Here is a 13,799-nt window from a genome sequence, read left to right as displayed (position 1 = left end):
TTTTGCCTGTTTCCACCAATTAATCTGTATTAAATCTGCGTTCATCCGCGTTTATCTGCCGACATCTGCGGTTAAAAATAAAAAAATCTAATTCTTATCAGAATTTGATTGCACCTCAATTTCTTCACAAACCAATTCAGCAATTTTTTTCGCCGCCCCCGATTCTCCTCGAACCGCACGCAAACGATCGCCCATCTGTGCTAATTTATCAGGATGGCTCAAATAGTCGATCGCCAATTGAGCAATTACTTCCGGTTCCAGCTTCCCAATTAACTCCGGCACAATCTCCTCCTGTGCCCAAATATTCGGCCAAGCATAAAGCTTTTCCTTTCCCAATTGCCAGATTAGCCAATTAATCGCCGTAGCAAAAACTGAACCGACTAACGGCAAATTTGCCAGCAATCCCGGCAATCCGTCCCAAGCTTTCATCGCATCCAATTGCTGCGTCGGAATCAAAACAATCATCGGTACAGCTAACGAACCCAATTCGGCAGTATTGGCTCCCACAGTAGTTAAACACAGGCTGCATTCTGATAGCAAGTCGTAGGCGGGCGTGTGCGTCCAAAGTTCTATTTGTAAGCCATTTACTGTCTGCAAAAAGGGCGGTTCTGTTAAATGAAGTTCGGCGCTAGCGTTCTCAAATAAATGTAGGCAAGGATTTTGTTCCGGGTCGGCAAAACGTGCTAGAGTTTGCACATCTATGGTAGGAGCAACAGGAATTACAAAGCGAGTTTGAGGGCGGAGGCGATGGATGGATTGGGCGATCGACAAACATAACGGTACACCTAAAGCTAATTTTGCCGCTTTAGAACCGGGCAACAATCCAATTAATTCTGTTTTTGTACGAGGCAGAGCCTCTGGATATGCGTTTCCAGGCAGAGCCTGGGAACGAGCAACTTCCGCGATCAAATCTCCGACAACTGTAAATTTATTAGCATATTTTTGGGGAATTTTAGCAAAAACTTCAGGTTTCATCGCCGCAAATTTATCAATCCAGCGATACCACCGCGCGTCCCATTCAGCATAAATAACAGTGCGATATTTTAGCCTTTTGCCAATAACAACCGTAAAAAATTGATCGCCGCCTAAAAATAAAACAACTCCTGTTTCATACCAATCCCAATTTTCAGCAGTTTTGCCCGATAATAAGAATGGAAAAAAATGCTCCGGTGCTTGCACTCTGTCCACTTCTGGGTAGGAACAAGCGATTTGTGCTTCTTTCCCGGTGGCGTGCGGACAGGGAGACAGCACCACAGAGATGCGCGCTTGAGTACCCGTGTTTCCCAATTGCTCGCGCAAAGCTTGCACGGCGGGACGCACCCAAGTTGCCAATTCTCCGGGGCCGTTGGAGAGGATTAAAATATCTACTGCCATAGGATTTAAGATTTGAAAGGATGCAACGGAGATTTTATGACAGATTTAATTAATGCCGTCAAGACGGGTGATGTTGTGGCTGTAGAAAGTGCGATCGAACAGCGTGCAGATATCAATGCCAAAGATGAGGAAGGTGCGACGGCTTTGACGACTGCGGCTGAGGCTGGCAATTCGGCGATCGTCAAAAAATTGCTGGCGGCAGGTGCGGGGCCCAACAGTCAGGATAATGACGGGTGGACGCCGTTAATGAGTGCCGCTGCTGCCGGACATACGGAGATTGTACAGCTTTTGCTGGAGGCGGGGGCGGATGTGAATGCTAAAACTAATTTTGGTTTGACGGCTTTGATGAGTGCGGCAGGTAGCGGGCGCACTCAAGTTGTGGAATTTTTAATCGATAAAGGAGCTGATATCAAAGCTAAGGATAATAATACTTGGACTGCGTTAATTTGGGCGTCTTCGGAAGGTCACAAAGATACGGTTGAGGTTTTGAAGCTAGCGCGCGATCGGCATTAAAGACTTAGAAACCGGGTTTATTCGAGAAACCCGGTTTCTGGAGGGTACAATTAATTATCGTACCGACAGCAGATAAAGGCAAATCTCGAAGATCTTCGAGATTTCTATCCAATTAAAGTTAGATAAAAAATAAATTCGGGACGTAATAGATTCAAACTGAGATTTCCGCCGCCTTCAATAACAGCAATTGTGTCAAAGCGACTGGTTTCAGGAACTCCATTTTGACCGACGACGGGCAAGCCGTTCGTTTGGATAGCTAAATCTCGATTATTGTTAATGGGAAACACCAAGAATTTCTCTAAAGAAGCTCCTAGCTCAATGCTATCCTGACCTTGGGTAAAGTTCCGAATTGTAGCAAAACCCGGCCCGATGTATAACTGTTTTAATCCGACAAAGGACGCCTTAGCTCCCAGTAAAGAGAGGCTGAGCGCGAATGTATCGCGACCGCTACCGCCAATGAGAGTATCGAATTCATTGCTGCCGTCACTTTCCTTACTTTGATACTGTCCGAAGCTGCCAGGACTTATACCTAATTCAACTCCAATTAATCTCACATTCCCCACCCCTACACCAGTGAGGATGTCATTGCCGGAAGTTCCGAAAAAAGTCGCAGAGCGACTAGGCTCAAATTGCCCAAAATTAAAGTAGTGTTCCCTACCTGTTTTCAAAGCTCCAGAGTTGACCAACGGTAAAATATCCGGGTTATTTCTTAAGTATTCTGATTCAAAAAATGAAGTACCAAAACGGCCTTCTTTTGCCCCGAATTCAATGAAATGCTGGTAGCCATTTTTAAAAGTTTCATTCTGAATAAACGGCTGCAAATCTCTGTTACTTGCTAGATAAAACGCTTCGTCATACTCAGGCGATACGCGAGTGCGACCCTCTTCGTAACCGTATTGGATAAAGTGATCTAAGCCTGTAGCAAAAGGCGCGTTTGGATTGTTTGGGGTGCGAACCAGAGGAGCAATATCTGGATTTTGAGCTAGATAGGTTTCTTCGTCAAAGTAACGCGATACTTTGGTCAGGCCGCCAGCTTGACCGAACTTTTCAAAGTGTTCTCTTCCCGATTTGATAACTCCTGCATCAATAGCCGGTTTCACCCAAGGATATTGCGCCAGGTAGTATGGTTCGTCAAAAATTGCGTAACTAGCCATGTTTTTATACTCCTGTTTTAAGGATTTTGATATTTAGAAACCCTGTTTCTGGCTCGTACAATTAATTAATAAAGTTGCCAAATTTCTGTCATGGTACTGTTAGATACTGGCACGATGAATACGGTTCTCGGTATTTGACAGCCAAAGCAAAAGCTGAGCCAGCAGAAGAACAACTCGATCGCTATCGACAGCAATTTGGCAACTGCTATAATCTGAGTTCAGTAGGGTGCGTTATTAACGCACCTACCATGTTAATTGAGAAAGAGATAACCGAGGTTCCGGTTATTTAAGGAATAAGTAGAAAGTGTCGTTCCCGTTTTGCTGAATTGTAGACACGACTAAATCTCCTCCCCCCTCAATCCTACCAATTGTGTCAGATCCTGTGATTAGGATTAACAACTCGTTACCACCACCACTTGTTCTGTAGGTAGTGGGTGAGCCTGCCAACTGGATCTTGTCATTGTCTTTATCAAAGTTCCGAATTGTAACTATACCGAGAGGAGTCGTATAGAGTTGACGGGATGTGGGATTACCGGAGGTAGCAGGAACTCCGAGTACGAATGTATCCCTCCCAGGGCCGCCGATCAGGACATCAGATTCATCAAACCCAAAGCTTTCATACTGCCGATTGCCTTGGGGATCGATACCTACTTCCACTCCAATTAGTTCGGTATTCCCCACACCAACGCCAGTGAGGATGTCATCGCCGGAAGTTCCGACAAAAGTAGCGGATCGGTTTGGCTCGTTTTTCCCGAAATTGAAGTAGTGTTCCCGACCGGTCTTCAAGGCTCCAGAGTTGACAAATGGCACAATGTCGGGGTTTTCTTTTAAGTATTCCGGTTCAAAAAATGAAGTCCCAAAACGACCGTCTTTGAGTCCGAATTGAATGAAATGCTGGTAGCCTGATTTGAAAGTTCCGTTCTGAACGAACGATCGCAACTCTGAGTTATTTGCCAAATAAAACTCTTCGTTGTATTCAGGCGATACGCGGGTGCGGCCTTCTTCGTACCCAAACTGAATAAATTGGTCTAAACCAGACGCAAAAGGCGCGTTTGGATTGTTTGGGGTGCGAACCAAGGGAGCAATATCTGGATTTTGAGCTAGATAGGTTTCTTCGTCAAAGTAACGCGATACTTTAGTCAGGCCGCCGCCTTGACCGAACTTTTCAAAGTGTTCTCTCCCGGATTTTATAATTCCTGCATCAATAGCAGGTTTCACCCAAGGATATTGCGAAAGGTAGTATGGCTCGTCAAAAATTTCATAATTAGTCATAAGTTTGGCTCCCAGCTTAGTCTGCTTACTTGTCGATTAAACTTGACCCACTATAATTAACTCTACTAACTCACTATGTCAAGTTAATTATTATTAAGCCTGTGTTATTATTTGTATGGCAAACACAACAGTGCGATCGCCCATTTTGCGAATGTGCGATCGCAGCGACAGCATCCCAAAGAAAATTCTGAATAGCTTCGATATTTCTACCCAAGTAAAGCTCTAATAACACTAGATCCTGGTAATAGATTCAAATTGAGATTGCCGCCACCTTCAACAACAGCAATTGTGTCAAAGCGACTGGTTTTGGCAACACCATTCTCAACCACGGGCAAGCCGTTCGTTTGTATAGCTAAATCTCGATTATTGTTGATTGGAAACACCAATAATTGATCTAAGGGAATCCCTATCTGGATGATATCCTGACCTTGAGTAAAGTTCCGAATTGTAGCAAAACCTGGGCCGATGTAGAACTGTCTGGATGAGAGGGTTCCTCCCCTGAAGCCAACAATGTCACCGAGCACGAATTTATCGCGGCCGCTACCGCCAGTGAGAGTATCGAATTCATTGCTGCCGTCACTTTCATAATTTCGGGGGCCGGGATAGGTAAAACCTACTTCAACTCCAATTAATTCGACCTTCCCTACCCCTACACCAGTGAGGATGTCATTACCGGAAGTTCCGACAAAAGTTGCATCGCGACTTGGCTCGAATTGCCCAAACTTAAAGTAATGTTCCCGACCAGTTTTCAAGATTCCAGCGCTAATAGCATCAAACACATTAACGAAGTATTCTGGCTCAAGAAAAGAAGTTCCTAGACGACCTTCTTGTACTCCGAATTGAATGAAATGCTGGTAACCATTTTGAAAAAAATTCTGCTGAATAAACGGCAGCAAATCTCGGTTAGTTGCTACATAAAACGCTTCGTCGTAATCAGCCGATACTTGGGTGCGACCCTGTTCGTAACCGTATTGGATAAAGTGGTCTAGTCCTGTCGCAAAAGGCGCATTTGGATTGTTGGGAGTGCGGACAAAGGGTGCGATATCTGGATTTCCCTCAAGGTAAGTATCTTCGTCAAAATACCGCGATATTTTTGTGAGGCCGGCGGCTTGACCAAATTTTTCAAAGTGTTCTCTTCCAGATTTGATGATTCCTGCATCTATGGCTGGTTTCAGCCACGGATATTGCGAAAGGTAGTATTGTTCGTCGAAGATATCGTAATTCATAGTTTGCTGTTTAAAGAATGTAAAGTGCGATCGTACTTTTTTATAGAACCATCGCCCACCACCAATAAAAAATCATTAATCATCAGCATTAGCTAATGACTCATAACTAATGACTAATGACTAATGACTAAGGACTAATGACCAAAGACCAATGACTAACCAATCAAGAAAGTACCATTACCGTTAGATTCTTGGAAAGTCAAACCCAAGCTTGCTCCTCCTTCAATCACGCCGAGCATATCTCCAAAACGCTGGATTGACAAATTGTTGCCAACCGGAGTCAGGCTGTAGCCGTTTAATGAAGTTCCTTGCAGTTGGATAAAATCGCTTTGTATGTCGAAGTTGCGAATCGTAGCTTGACCGTTACCTAAATACAGCGGTGTTGGGCTAAAATTCCCGGCTGTAGCAGGAACTCCGAGTACGAATGTATTAGTTCCCGGAGCACCAATCAAGACATCGAATTCATTGGTGCCAAAGCTTTCATACTGTCGGTTGCGTTGCGAGTCTAGACCTACTTCCACTCCCACGAGTTCGACATCCCCGACGCCAACACCAGTTAAAACATCGTTGCTGCGGCTGCCGACAAAAGTTGCGTCGCGGGCAGGCTCAAATTGTCCAAAATTGAAGAAGTGTTCCCGGCCGGTTCTCAAGTTTCCAGAGTTGACAAACGGCACAATGTCGGGGTTTTCTTTTAAGTATTCCGGTTCAAAAAATGAAGTCCCAAACCGACCGTCTTGGATTCCGAATTTAATGAAATGGTCGAAGCCGGATTTGAAAGTTCCGTTCTGAACGAACGGTAGGACATCTGAGTTGTTTGCTAAATAAAAGCTTTCGTTGTATTCGGGCGATACTTGGGTGCGGCGCTGTCCTTCATCGTAACCGAACTGAATAAAGTGATCGAGGCCGGTCGCAAAAGGTGCGTTTGGGTTGACTGTGCGGACGAAGGGTGCGAGGTCTTGATTCCCAGCAAGGTAAGCATTTTCGTCAAAATAACGCGATACTTTGGTTAGACCGCCGGCTTGACCAAATTTTTCAAAGTGTTCTCTCCCAGATGAGATTACTCCTGCGTCAATGGCTGGTTTGACCCAAGGATATGAAGCCAGGTAGAATTGTTCGTCGAAAATTGCGTAGTTAGCCATGTTTTCCCCCTAAAGTTTTGATGAGTTTGAGAGTTTATAGCAATTAGTTTTCCATGAACTCGATCGCCGATCAGGAATTTACACACAACAGACGTTATGAAATGGTTTTAAATTCCTGGTAAAATATCAATCTTGATGAGGCAGCAATTATCCCAAGGCTACATTCTGATTTCAGAAATTATGCCTTTTTCCCCTCAGTTAATTGCTCGATCGCCAGTTTGATCAATTCTACAAAACTTGGAACTTTTTTCAGGATTTCTTTCTCAATCGTTGGTTAATTTTTAATTATTTTTATCCAACCCATTAATCCTATACATACAACATACATTATGTCAAGTAAATTTTTGTAACCAAAAACTGGAGTATTTGCTCAAGGAATTTATAAAAAAATGTAACGAAAATTTGACTTAAATTTGTCGAATTGTGTCATGTGCAGGCTCAAATCGCCTAATGGCAAGCGTTTTCTGGTAAAAATGCTTATGGGATAAAAAAATTCCCGATTCCCGAAAACAGCATCTTAAAGGAGCCTAACCGGATGTTCACTCACGTCAAGCCCACCATTCGCCACGTTGTGCCGGAAAACTTGCAGGGGCGATCGCTCATGAAGGTGGTCTATGTCGTACTGGAACCGCAGTATCAAAGCGCCCTGTCGGCAGCGGTTCGATCGATAAACCAGAAAAATCCGAATTTGGCAATAGAAATCAGCGGCTACCTGATCGAGGAACTCCGCAGCCCGGAAAATTACGAGGCCTTCAAGCGGGATGTGGCGGATGCCAATGTATTTATTGCTTCTCTAATTTTCATCGAAGATTTGGCAGAAAAAGTGGTAGCGGCGGTGGAACCGCTGCGCGACAGATTGGATGTCGCCGTCGTCTTCCCGTCGATGCCAGGGGTGATGCGACTCAATAAAATGGGCAGTTTCTCGATGGCACAATTGGGACAAAGCAAAAGTGCGATCGGCGAATTCATGAAAAAACGGAAGGAAAAATCCGGGAGTTCCTTCCAAGACGGAATGCTGAAACTGCTGCAAACTTTGCCGAAAGTGCTGAAATATTTGCCCATCGACAAAGCCCAAGATGCGCGCAACTTCATGCTGAGTTTCCAGTATTGGCTGGGAGGTTCCCAAGAAAACTTGGAAAACTTCTTGCTGATGCTGTCACATAAATATGTATTCAAAGGCCAGGAACAGCTAACTTTCCAAGAGCCCGTAGTCTACCCGGATATGGGAATTTGGCATCCTTTGGCACCGTCCATGTTTGAGGATGTCAAAGGATATCTCACCTGGTACAACGCCCGGAAAGATATTTCGGCAGACCTCAAAGACCCCCTGGCACCTTGCATCGGCTTGGTGTTGCAGCGGACTCACTTAGTCACCGGAGATGACGCGCACTATGTAGCAATGGTGCAGGAATTGGAGGCAATGGGGGCGCGGGTGGTGCCGATTTTTGCCGGCGGTTTGGACTTCTCGAAACCTGTGGAGACTTTTTTCTTGGAAGTCGGGGCAAAAGGTGTTACACCGCTGCCGATTGTTGATGCGGTGGTTTCTCTGACTGGTTTTGCTTTGGTGGGTGGCCCGGCGAAACAAGATCACCCGAAGGCGATCGAGACTTTGAAAAAGCTAAACTGCCCTTACATGGTGGCTTTGCCTCTGGTTTTCCAAACGACAGAAGAGTGGGAAAACAGCGATTTAGGCTTGCACCCAATTCAAGTTGCTTTGCAAATTGCCATTCCCGAGTTGGATGGCGCGATCGAACCGATTATTTTGTCGGGAAGAGATGGCGCAACTGGCAAGGCGATCGCCCTGCAAGATAGAATCGAAGCAATTTCCCAGCGCGCCATGAAATGGGCAATGCTGCGCCGCAAACCAAAATTAGATAAAAAAGTTGCGATCACAGTTTTCAGTTTCCCGCCGGACAAAGGCAACGTCGGAACAGCCGCTTATTTGGACGTTTTCGGCTCGATTTACCAAGTATTGAAAGCCTTAAAAGGCAACGGTTACGACTTGCCAGAATTGCCGGATTCCGCCGAAAAACTGATGCAAGAAGTCATCCACGACGCAACAGCCCAATACCAAAGCCCGGAATTAAATGTTGCTTACCGGATGTCCGTAGCTGAATACGAAGAATTCACTCCTTACTCGGAACGCTTGCAAGAAAATTGGGGTCCGCCTCCGGGACATTTGAACAGCGACGGACAAAATTTGCTGATTTTCGGCAAACATTTCGGCAATGTGTTTATCGGAGTGCAACCTACTTTTGGATACGAAGGCGATCCGATGCGGTTGTTATTCTCTCGTTCTGCCAGCCCGCACCACGGTTTTGCTGCTTACTACACTTATTTAGAGCGCATTTGGGGTGCGGATGCGGTGCTGCACTTTGGCACTCACGGTTCGCTAGAATTCATGCCCGGTAAGCAGATGGGAATGTCTGGGGAATGTTATCCCGACAGTTTGATCGGCAAAATTCCCAATATCTATTATTACGCTGCCAACAATCCCAGCGAGGCAACAATTGCCAAGCGCCGCAGTTATGCTGAAACAATCAGTTATCTGACTCCTCCGGCTGAAAATGCTGGTTTGTACAAAGGTTTGCAGGAACTCAGCGAGTTAATTGCTTCTTATCAAACTTTGAAAGAGACTGGGCGCGGTGTGCCGATTGTTGATGCGATCGTCGAAAAATGCCGTTTGGTGAATTTAGACAAAGATATCGCCCTACCTCCGGAACAAGAAAGAGGGGTTGCTGCGGGAATGACTTCGGAGGAACGGGACAATTTAGTTGGCTTGGTTTACCGCAAGTTGATGGAAATTGAGTCGCGGTTGTTACCTTGCGGTTTGCACGTTATCGGTAAGCCGCCGACTGCTGAAGAGGCGATCGCAACTTTGGTGAATATCGCCAATTTAGACCGCGAAGAAGACGGACTGATCAGCTTGCCACGGATTATTGCTAACAGTCTCGGACGCGATATCGGCGAAATTTACACCAACAGCGACAAAGGCATTTTAACTGATGTTGAATTGCTGCAAAACATCACCTTGGCCTGTCGGGATGCCGTTGGCGCTTTAGTGAAGGAACAAACTGATGCTGAGGGTAGAGTTTCCCTTGTTTCTAAGTTGAATTTCTTCAACATGGGCAAGAAAACACCTTGGCTTGAAGCTTTGCACGCCGCCGGTTATAAAAAAATCGATCCTGAACCGATTAAACCGCTGTTTGAGTATCTGGAATTCTGCTTGCAGCAAGTTTGTGCCGACAACGAATTAGGCGCTTTGTTGCGCGCGTTAGAAGGCGAGTATGTTCTGCCTGGGCCCGGTGGCGATCCGATTCGCAACCCGGATGTTTTGCCGACTGGCAAGAATATGCACGCTTTGGACCCGCAGTCAATCCCTACAACGGGGGCGGTTAAGTCTGCTAAGGTTGTAGTCGATCGGCTGTTAGAAAGACAGCGCGTTGATAACGGCGGAAATTACCCAGAAACGATCGCCGTTGTGTTGTGGGGAACCGACAACATCAAGACTTACGGCGAATCCCTCGCCCAAGTAATGTGGATGGTGGGAGTGAAGCCAGTTCCCGACGCATTGGGCCGGGTAAACAAACTCGAATTGCTTTCTTTAGAAGAGTTGGGACGCCCTCGGATTGACGTAGTAATTAACTGTTCCGGCGTATTCCGCGACTTGTTCATCAACCAAATGAATTTGTTAGATAAAGCCGTGAAGATGGCAGCGGAAGCCGACGAACCCTTAGAGATGAACTTCGTCCGCAAACACGCCTTGAAGCAAGCGGAAGAAATGGGAATCAACCTGCGGCAAGCAGCAACCCGGGTATTTTCCAATGCCTCTGGTTCCTATTCATCTAACATCAACTTGGCGGTAGAAAACAGCACTTGGGAAAGCGAAGCCGAGTTGCAGGAAATGTACTTAACCCGCAAATCCTTCGCCTTTTCTTCCGACAATCCCGGAACAATGGAACAAGACCGGAAGATTTTTGAATCATCCTTGAAAACTGCGGAAGTCACCTTCCAAAACTTGGATTCTGCCGAGATTTCCCTAACCGACGTGTCGCACTATTTCGACTCCGATCCGACTAAATTGATCGGCAGTTTGCGTGCAGATGGGAAGCAACCGACATCCTTTGTTGCTGATACGACAACAGCTAACGCGCAGGTGCGGACGCTATCAGAAACCGTGCGTTTAGATTCGCGGACTAAGCTGCTGAATCCGAAGTGGTACGAGGGGATGTTGTCGCACGGTTATGAAGGTGTGCGGGAGATTTCTAAGCGTCTGGTGAATACCACTGGATGGAGTGCGACGGCGGGCGCTGTGGATAATTGGGTGTATGAGGATGTCAACACTACGTTTATCCAAGATGAGGAGATGCAGAAGCGTTTGCTTAACTTGAATCCTCATTCGTTCCGCAAGATTGTCAGCACTTTGCTTGAGGTGAATGGCCGGGGTTATTGGGAGACTTCGGAGAACAATTTGGATCGCTTGCGTGAGTTGTATCAGGAGGTGGAAGACCGGATTGAGGGGGTAGAATAAACCTCCGAATTTCGGACGATAGCCTTTAATCTGTAGGGACACAGCAATGCTGTGTCCTTATATTTTTGGGAGAGTTTTGATGAGTAGGAAGCGATCGCCCTGACAACTCACTCAATATGCTACAATCCTTAATAAAGGTCGTTTAGCCACGATAAAATACCGCTATGACTACCCTCACCCTCAACCTCAACACAATTATTAAGCTAACAGACGATCAGTTTTTTGAACTCTGTCAAGAAAATGAAAATATTAGATTGGAACGCACAGCCAAAGGAGAATTAATTATCATGTCACCAGCAGGAGGAGAAACTGGAAGCAGCAATGCAGGATTAACAGCACAGATTTGGATTTGGAATCAGCAGAGTAAACTGGGTAAAGTTTTTGATTCTTCAACAGGGTTCAAACTTCCTAATAATGCAAATAGAGCGCCTGATGCTTCTTGGGTAAAATTAGAACGCTGGGATGCTTTGACTCCCGAACAACAAAAGAAATTCCCCCCGATTTGTCCTGATTTTGTCGTTGAGTTAATGTCTCCCAGCGATTCTTTGAAAGAAACTCAGGATAAGATGAAAGAATATCGAGATAACGGTGCTGTTTTAGGTTGGTTGATTAATCGCAAATCACGGCAAGTAGAGATTTATCGTCAGGAGCGAGAAGTTGAAGTGTTAGAATCTCCAGCCACTGTATCAGGTGAAGATGTTCTCCCCGGATTTATTTTGAATCTTGAATCAATTTGGTAATGTACGCGCGTGCGAAGCTATCCCGCAGGGAATCGCGGCTGTCCAATGTTCAATAGAATAAAACAGAGTTAAAGTTATCGTGGAGTATTTGCAATGGTTCAAACCCTGGCGTACAGTAAAGAAGAGCTTGCAGGTTCTCACCTGATTTTACATGATATCAGTTGGGAAACCTACGAACAGTTGTTAGAAATATTTGCGGAACGTTCAACGCCGCGCATGACTTACTATCAGGGAACTTTAGAACTCATGGTACCTTTACCAGAACATGAGAGGTATAGCTGGACTCTCGGTAGGCTAATTGTAGCGCTGTCTGAGGAAATTGGGATTGAAATTATCGGATTAAAATCATCTACTTGGCGTTCGGAACCGAAAAAAGCTGGCAACGAAGCTGATGAATGTTTTTATATCCAAAATGAAGCTTTAATGCGGGGAAAGTTAACTATCGATCTCAAAAATGACCCGCCGCCAGACTTAGCTGTAGAAATGGATTTGACTAGCTCATCTATCAATAAAATGGCGGTTTATGCGGAACTCAAAGTGCCGGAGGTTTGGATTTGGAAGAAGGGGAAACTAATAATTAACATTTTAAATGATGCGGGTTATGTCGAGTCGGAAACCAGTTTGGCATTTGGCTCGTTTCCTGTCAAAGAACTGGCACAGTTTATGCACCTAGACTCAGAAAAGGGAGAGAATGCGAGAATTAGAGAGTTTAGAGAGTGGGTGCGATCGCACTTAAATTAAATCCGGGTTTGTTACCTCGACATCTTGCACCATTTTTAATAACCTGTAGTAAAATAAAGACGGCGGTTGAAACCGCAGCTACACCAACAAAGTCCGGATGGTGCGCGGACTAAGAATACTGAGTTTTTACATACTGTTTCAACACGGGATTCAAACTAAACAAAGTTATCTTTTCCTCTTCTATTGCTTCCAATAAAAACCGATTTCCAAGAGATCGCACTGCATTGACTATTTCTGACGGCGAAAATGGTATTTTGTTGAAAATTTGCGACACAGCAACGGGTTCAGGTTGATTAGCCAGGTGAATCATCACTGCCAATTCTGCCGCAGTCAAACGCCCAAAAGGTTTAGATAACTGAGATTGCAACCCTTCATCTAAAATCGGCATCTCGCAGTGCAAAAACTCAGAAACTCTCCCCCCAAACAAGTCTTGAATCAGCGTTGCAGTGAACTCCAACCACAGAGGATTGCCTTGATAAATATCAATCAAAGTTGACCATGTTTCCTCATCGGATAACTTTTGTGAGTTCAAAATCTCTTTAGCAGCTAAGTAGGTAGGCGGGAAAAAACCAATCTATGTAACAAAATATTAAGTTACCTAATTGGAGTTAAACTTAAGACGTTGCGTAGTGTAATTTCCCCTTTGTCCTCTAACTTCTACTCCATGAATTACGGCATAGGCTAGTTCTAATTCATCATCAAACATTTGTCCTGCTAACTCATCTTTCTTAATGTGTTGCCACTCCAATTCAATGGGGTTCATTTCCGAACAATACTTGGGCAAAAAGAAGATATATAAACCTTGCTTTTCCCAATGCGGCCATAACTCTTGGACTTCTTTGCATCGGTGTATTGGGCCATTGTCTTGTACGATTACTCTCGGTCGTCCAATTTCAGCAGCTTCCTGGGCTTCTCGTTCCATCATTTTGATATAAGCTTTTCGATCGACACCCCCAATTACTAAACCGTAGACAAAACTTATGTCAGGTTGAAGAAGTCCGATAATACTTAGTCTACGACCACGCCGCGAAAGTTTGTTCTAACCGTTTTTGCTCACCTATTGGGTAATAAGTATAACCGGGCTCACTCCACATACAAAACCCTGATTC

Annotated in this window: 12 protein-coding genes; 5 read left to right on the top strand and 7 right to left on the bottom strand. The window is 45.1% G+C overall.

Annotated features, from left to right (window positions below; translation table 11 throughout):
- Nucleotides 1–87 precede the first annotated feature (87 nt).
- On the bottom strand, nucleotides 88–1,374 hold the full coding sequence (locus QUA83_RS12195; RefSeq protein WP_333293415.1) for a lipid-A-disaccharide synthase: 1,287 nt from the start codon (nucleotides 1,372–1,374) through the stop codon (nucleotides 88–90).
- Nucleotides 1,375–1,410: 36 nt separating this feature from the next.
- On the opposite strand from QUA83_RS12195, the gene QUA83_RS12190 reads away from it, so the two are divergent.
- Nucleotides 1,411–1,887 (top strand): ankyrin repeat domain-containing protein, encoded by a 477-nt coding sequence (locus tag QUA83_RS12190; RefSeq protein ID WP_333293414.1) that lies wholly within the window; start codon nucleotides 1,411–1,413, stop codon nucleotides 1,885–1,887.
- A gap of 104 nt (nucleotides 1,888–1,991) precedes the next feature.
- On the opposite strand, the gene QUA83_RS12185 is transcribed toward QUA83_RS12190, so the two are convergent.
- Entirely contained in the window at nucleotides 1,992–3,041 is a 1,050-nt protein-coding gene (locus QUA83_RS12185) for a calcium-binding protein (protein ID WP_333293413.1), read from the bottom strand.
- A gap of 74 nt (nucleotides 3,042–3,115) precedes the next feature.
- Here QUA83_RS12185 and QUA83_RS12180 point away from each other — a divergent pair, with 74 nt between their 5' ends.
- Nucleotides 3,116–3,331 carry a hypothetical protein gene (locus tag QUA83_RS12180; RefSeq protein ID WP_333293412.1) on the top strand — a complete coding sequence of 72 codons (216 nt, stop codon included), beginning with the start codon at nucleotides 3,116–3,118 and terminating at the stop codon, nucleotides 3,329–3,331.
- On the opposite strand, the gene QUA83_RS12175 is transcribed toward QUA83_RS12180, so the two are convergent.
- The 3 genes from QUA83_RS12175 to QUA83_RS12165 form a co-directional block, all read right to left on the bottom strand.
- Complete coding sequence (locus QUA83_RS12175; RefSeq protein ID WP_333293411.1) at nucleotides 3,324–4,313, bottom strand: calcium-binding protein; 990 nt, start codon at nucleotides 4,311–4,313, stop codon at nucleotides 3,324–3,326. The two genes, QUA83_RS12180 and QUA83_RS12175, sit on opposite strands and share 8 nt — an antisense overlap.
- A gap of 206 nt (nucleotides 4,314–4,519) precedes the next feature.
- Nucleotides 4,520–5,539, bottom strand: coding sequence for a calcium-binding protein (locus QUA83_RS12170; RefSeq protein ID WP_333293410.1), 1,020 nt, complete (start codon nucleotides 5,537–5,539; stop codon nucleotides 4,520–4,522).
- A gap of 155 nt (nucleotides 5,540–5,694) precedes the next feature.
- Nucleotides 5,695–6,678, bottom strand: a complete 984-nt coding sequence (locus QUA83_RS12165) for a calcium-binding protein (RefSeq protein WP_333293409.1) — start codon at nucleotides 6,676–6,678, stop codon at nucleotides 5,695–5,697.
- A gap of 535 nt (nucleotides 6,679–7,213) precedes the next feature.
- On the opposite strand from QUA83_RS12165, the gene QUA83_RS12160 reads away from it, so the two are divergent.
- The 3 genes from QUA83_RS12160 to QUA83_RS12150 all read left to right on the top strand — a co-directional run bounded on the left by QUA83_RS12160 (nucleotide 7,214) and on the right by QUA83_RS12150 (nucleotide 12,690).
- Nucleotides 7,214–11,209: a magnesium chelatase subunit H gene (locus tag QUA83_RS12160; RefSeq protein WP_333293408.1), complete on the top strand. Its 3,996-nt coding sequence runs from the start codon at nucleotides 7,214–7,216 to the stop codon at nucleotides 11,207–11,209.
- Nucleotides 11,210–11,373: 164 nt separating this feature from the next.
- The gene (locus QUA83_RS12155; protein ID WP_333293407.1) at nucleotides 11,374–11,949 is read left to right on the top strand and encodes a Uma2 family endonuclease; all 576 of its coding nucleotides are present in this window, start codon (nucleotides 11,374–11,376) and stop codon (nucleotides 11,947–11,949) included.
- 93 nt (nucleotides 11,950–12,042) lie between these two features.
- Nucleotides 12,043–12,690 (top strand): Uma2 family endonuclease, encoded by a 648-nt coding sequence (locus tag QUA83_RS12150; RefSeq protein WP_333293406.1) that lies wholly within the window; start codon nucleotides 12,043–12,045, stop codon nucleotides 12,688–12,690.
- A 109-nt stretch (nucleotides 12,691–12,799) separates the two neighbouring features.
- Here the strand turns inward: QUA83_RS12150 and QUA83_RS12145 are convergent, their stop codons facing one another.
- Together QUA83_RS12145 and QUA83_RS12140 are read right to left on the bottom strand one after the other, a co-directional pair.
- Nucleotides 12,800–13,222 carry a hypothetical protein gene (locus QUA83_RS12145; RefSeq protein ID WP_333293405.1) on the bottom strand — a complete coding sequence of 141 codons (423 nt, stop codon included), beginning with the start codon at nucleotides 13,220–13,222 and terminating at the stop codon, nucleotides 12,800–12,802.
- 66 nt (nucleotides 13,223–13,288) lie between these two features.
- Complete coding sequence (locus tag QUA83_RS12140) at nucleotides 13,289–13,672, bottom strand: transposase (protein ID WP_333293460.1); 384 nt, start codon at nucleotides 13,670–13,672, stop codon at nucleotides 13,289–13,291.
- Nucleotides 13,673–13,799 lie beyond the last annotated feature (127 nt).

It is taken from the genome of Microcoleus sp. K1-B1 (assembly GCF_036704705.1).
In the GTDB taxonomy this organism is placed as follows: domain Bacteria; phylum Cyanobacteriota; class Cyanobacteriia; order Cyanobacteriales; family Microcoleaceae; genus Microcoleus.
The sequence above is the reverse complement of the archived record's forward strand: the minus strand, read 5'-3'. Positions and strand labels throughout refer to the sequence as shown.

Excerpts from the sequence above, each read along its gene's own strand:
- QUA83_RS12195 (WP_333293415.1), bottom strand. The coding sequence starts at position 1,374 with ATGGCAGTAGATATTTTAATCCTCTCCAACGGCCCCGGAGAATTGGCA.
- QUA83_RS12190 (WP_333293414.1), top strand. The coding sequence starts at position 1,411 with ATGACAGATTTAATTAATGCCGTCAAGACGGGTGATGTTGTGGCTGTA.
- QUA83_RS12185 (WP_333293413.1), bottom strand. The coding sequence starts at position 3,041 with ATGGCTAGTTACGCAATTTTTGACGAACCATACTACCTGGCGCAATAT.
- QUA83_RS12175 (WP_333293411.1), bottom strand. The coding sequence starts at position 4,313 with ATGACTAATTATGAAATTTTTGACGAGCCATACTACCTTTCGCAATAT.
- QUA83_RS12170 (WP_333293410.1), bottom strand. The coding sequence starts at position 5,539 with ATGAATTACGATATCTTCGACGAACAATACTACCTTTCGCAATATCCG.
- QUA83_RS12165 (WP_333293409.1), bottom strand. The coding sequence starts at position 6,678 with ATGGCTAACTACGCAATTTTCGACGAACAATTCTACCTGGCTTCATAT.
- QUA83_RS12160 (WP_333293408.1), top strand. The coding sequence starts at position 7,214 with ATGTTCACTCACGTCAAGCCCACCATTCGCCACGTTGTGCCGGAAAAC.
- QUA83_RS12155 (WP_333293407.1), top strand. The coding sequence starts at position 11,374 with ATGACTACCCTCACCCTCAACCTCAACACAATTATTAAGCTAACAGAC.
- QUA83_RS12150 (WP_333293406.1), top strand. The coding sequence starts at position 12,043 with ATGGTTCAAACCCTGGCGTACAGTAAAGAAGAGCTTGCAGGTTCTCAC.